This is a genomic window from Candidatus Electrothrix sp., from assembly GCF_052785085.1.
In genome coordinates this window covers 1-3557 of record NZ_JALAAI010000206.1, presented here as the reverse complement: position 1 = coordinate 3557, position 3557 = coordinate 1, and the positions used below count along the sequence as shown (strand labels likewise).

The window sequence follows — 3557 nt, the reverse complement described above, 5'->3', positions numbered from 1 at the left end:
GCTGGCAGGATCACTGAATTGACAAGGCCATGGTGGAGATCGTACAGTCCGCCCAGGGGGTGAGACAAGGCATGAACAGCCCCAAGGATAGCGTTGGAAAAGGCCATGCCTGCCTCAAGTGAGGCGATGGACATTCCCTCCAGCGAGGTCATGTCTTTTGTTTTGGTTGCCTTGTCCAGGTGCTCTGCCACAAGCTTAATGGAGTGAATGGCATGGGGATCTGTCATCGGCCAGGAGAGCGAAGAGACATACGCTTCTATTGCATGGGTGAGGGCATCCATCCCAGTTGCTGCGATCAGTTCAGATGACAGGGTCGTGAGCAGTTCAGGATCAATCAGGGATATATCCGGCATAATGGTACGGCTTAAGACACACAGTTTTATTTTCTTCCTGATATCCAGAAATATGGCAAACTGGCTGATATCCGCTCCTGTTCCTGCAGTGGTCGGAACACAGATCAGAGGTGGAATTGGATGGTGAACAAGATTGCACCCTGCATATTCATGCACGGTGCCATGATTTGTTGCCAGGATTGCAATCCCTTTGGCTGTATCAATGACGCTTCCGCCCCCCAGGGCAATAATCACATCACAATCCTTTTTCAGATAGCGTTGAACCCCCTGATCCACCTGAAAATCACGCGGATTTGTCACTACATTATCATAGACAACATATGTTAACCTTTCTTGCTGAAGATATTTAAGGCATTCATCAATCCAGCCGGCCTTGATTATTCCCGGATCTGTGACAACAAGAACCTTCTCTCCTCCAAGACGTCCGGCACACTGCCCGACTTTTGAGAGGGAGCCCCGCCCAAAGATAATTTCCGGAATATCAAATTTTAATATATTATCATCTTGGCTCAGCATAGCACATTCCATTGATTTAATATTTTTAAACATGCATATTGCTTGAACTTAACCCTTTAGAATTCATAATTCAATTTTAATTTATGCCGGCCGGAAAATTTCTTTGCAATATGTTATATCAGGTTTAAGTATTTAACTGACCTATTCCGCGCTTGTCGGGTCAATCATCCGGTTAACCTGAAAAATATGGTTTGCGGGAAAACCGCCTTCTTTTGCATGGGCTTCAATCATCTCCTTATTCGGTGCAATATAAACACAATAGATTTTATCATCAGTTACATAGCTTTGCACCCACTGAATCTGCGGCCCCAGATTACGTAATACTTTGCATGATTTTTGGGAAATTCCCTGTATTTCTTCATTTGAAAGATTACCGGCTCCTGGCAGTTCACGTTCGATGATGTACTTTGGCATTTTTGCCTCCTCTTGGTTTTGCGTTTAGATTACAAACAATATTCAAATTCTGTCCCGGCGATACACAAGCTTCGGTAAAACAGGTTTTGTATTTCCGTTCAAAAAACACCCCCACCACACCCCTGCCTGATAGGAAAGCTGCTCCAGTGAAAAGAAGAAAAGAAAGGGTATGGGATTCATGCAGGCTTTTTTTATGCAATATTCAGCAACACCCGCTGTCAGGTGCATACAAATAATAACAGCAGTCAACTTGGGGAAAAATGGCAGAAGCAGAAGGCCTGGTATCAGATAGTACCGGGATACAAAGCTGGACAAGTGATATGCAAAGCTGAGATAACTGCGGATTACAGCCTGGCAGATTGTGACAAAACTGATAGGTACCTTCCTTTTTTGCAGTTTTGAGTACCGGTTCACCGTGTCTGATGCAAAGATGACGGTACACAGGATGAATACGGAAATGGATTTAAAAAATAGAGATAAGCACAGAAGCGACCAGAAAAATGATTCATGGGGCGGAAGGAACAGCTTTTTTATCCTGTCGGGGTGGCGTTTTTGCAGCAAAGGTTCAGACGTTCCGTAATCAAAGCGCCGGGAACAGAAGGTAAACGGACAGTTCCTGTGTTTGTGAAATACCCGGCCGACTGGCCTGTATTCCAGCATTGCTCCGCTATCTTGTAACCGCCAGCAGAAATCCACATCCTCCCCTACATGAAGTTCTTCCCGGAGACCATCCAATTTGAAGAACAGCTCACGTCTTACCAGGAAATTACAGAAGGGCAGGTAGAAAAATCGCTCCTTTTTTGTAGATCTTTTATACCAGGAAGCGATTTTTAGAGCAGACCTGGCTGTTTCATACTGATCCAGGCTTTTTTTATTATAATATGAGTCCACTAATCCGCCCATGGCGCCCAGGGATTTGTCCCGGAATGCCGGGACAAGTTCCCTGAGCCAGGAGGGATCTGCTGTACAATCGGAATCTATGAATGCGAGAATATCCCCTTTTGCAGATTCAGCCGCACGATTCCGGCAAAAGGAAACCTGGCTGTTTTCGGTGAGGGCGATGAGACCCGCTTCGGGGAAGTTTCGTACTGTTTCAGGTGTATTATCATCTGATGCATCATCGACAACAATGATTTCTTTTTTTTGTTTTGGGTAATCAAGTTGTCCCAGTGATGTAAGGCAGGCAGATATGTCTTTGGACCTGTTTCTTACCGGTATGATAATTGAAACAAAGGGCAGGTCGTCATCCTCCATGAAAGTAAAGCCTTTTAATTCAAAAAATCCCTTGCGCGTGAGGTCGTTCAGAAAGAATTCTATCTGCCGGATACTTATTTCAGGGCAGGTTTGAGCGATATGATCAAGAAAGAGATAATCATACGTCTTAAAGCAGTTCAGTACTGGCTTCCAGAAGGGGGCGATATAAATCGCCTTAAGCGGATAGGCCAGGATAAGCACGGGTTGATCATCGGACAGAAGTTTAAACTGCACCGACGACCTCAGCCTGTATTCAGGATATCTACTCATTTTTTTTGATTTTTGATTCAATAAACTCATTCTTTCTTAAAAAGCTGATAATGCCTTCAACCTGTGATTCTGTGCTGCCGGTCAGCATTTCCCCTTTTTTTTGGACACGGCTCCCTGCCAGTAATTGGAGAATGCGGTCAAACGCATTCAGGGCGCTGTCAGGAGTCTGGATAAGACGGGGTCTCGGCTTCGGTTGAAAAATATCCTGGCAAATACTCTTTGCAGGGATTGTCTCTGCAATGATATCTGGTGTGAGGATATCATAGGCATCGGCCAGTTTTCTTTTTTCAATGGTCGGCAACCGGAGTTCTGCACCCAGATCAACGCTGAATACGGCAGGAAGGGGGGATTCTATCATCTCCCGGACCCCACGTCCTGCGCTCCTTAGTACGCTAACCATACCCGTTTCTTTATCAAATGAAAGATCTGTAATGGCCGATACAAACGGCCATTGCAACTGCTGGGCCACAAGCGCGCCAACCTGACCGCTTGCTCTGTCCAGGGACTTTTTTCCGCAAAGAACCAGATCTGCACCAAGGGATTTTGCGGTTTGTGCGATAAGGTCAGCCTTAACCCATGGATCCGGTTGGGAAAAAGGATCTGTATCCTTGTGCTCCATAAAGTCCATCTGGTAAAGATACTCCGGTCCTGTGGCCAGACACCGCCTGAGCTGAACCTCTGAAATCATCTCTCCTAAGGTCAGAAGGCTGACCCTGATGTTCCCGGCAATTTCTTTCACGCGTAAAGCAA

General features: G+C 45.7%; 4 protein-coding genes. All 4 read right to left on the bottom strand.

The genetic code is table 11. The features are described from left to right. Positions 1 to 869: iron-containing alcohol dehydrogenase (locus L2082_RS18860; protein WP_446012160.1), on the bottom strand; the 869-nt coding region annotated here is incomplete at its 3' end. A 141-nt stretch (positions 870 to 1010) separates the two neighbouring features. Next, a complete protein-coding gene (locus L2082_RS18855) occupies positions 1011 to 1283 on the bottom strand; it encodes a DUF4242 domain-containing protein (RefSeq protein ID WP_446012159.1) in 273 nt (90 codons plus the stop codon). 42 nt (positions 1284 to 1325) lie between these two features. Beyond that, positions 1326 to 2771 (bottom strand): mycofactocin biosynthesis glycosyltransferase MftF, encoded by a 1446-nt coding sequence (gene mftF, locus L2082_RS18850; RefSeq protein ID WP_446012158.1) that lies wholly within the window; start codon positions 2769 to 2771, stop codon positions 1326 to 1328. A gap of 28 nt (positions 2772 to 2799) precedes the next feature. Next, positions 2800 to 3557, bottom strand: a 758-nt coding sequence (locus L2082_RS18845) for an electron transfer flavoprotein subunit beta/FixA family protein (protein WP_446012157.1), incomplete at its 5' end; no start/stop codon positions are given.

Coding starts and splice junctions, on each gene's coding strand:
- L2082_RS18855 (WP_446012159.1), bottom strand. CDS start 1,283: ATGCCAAAGTACATCATCGAACGTGAACTGCCAGGAGCCGGTAATCTT.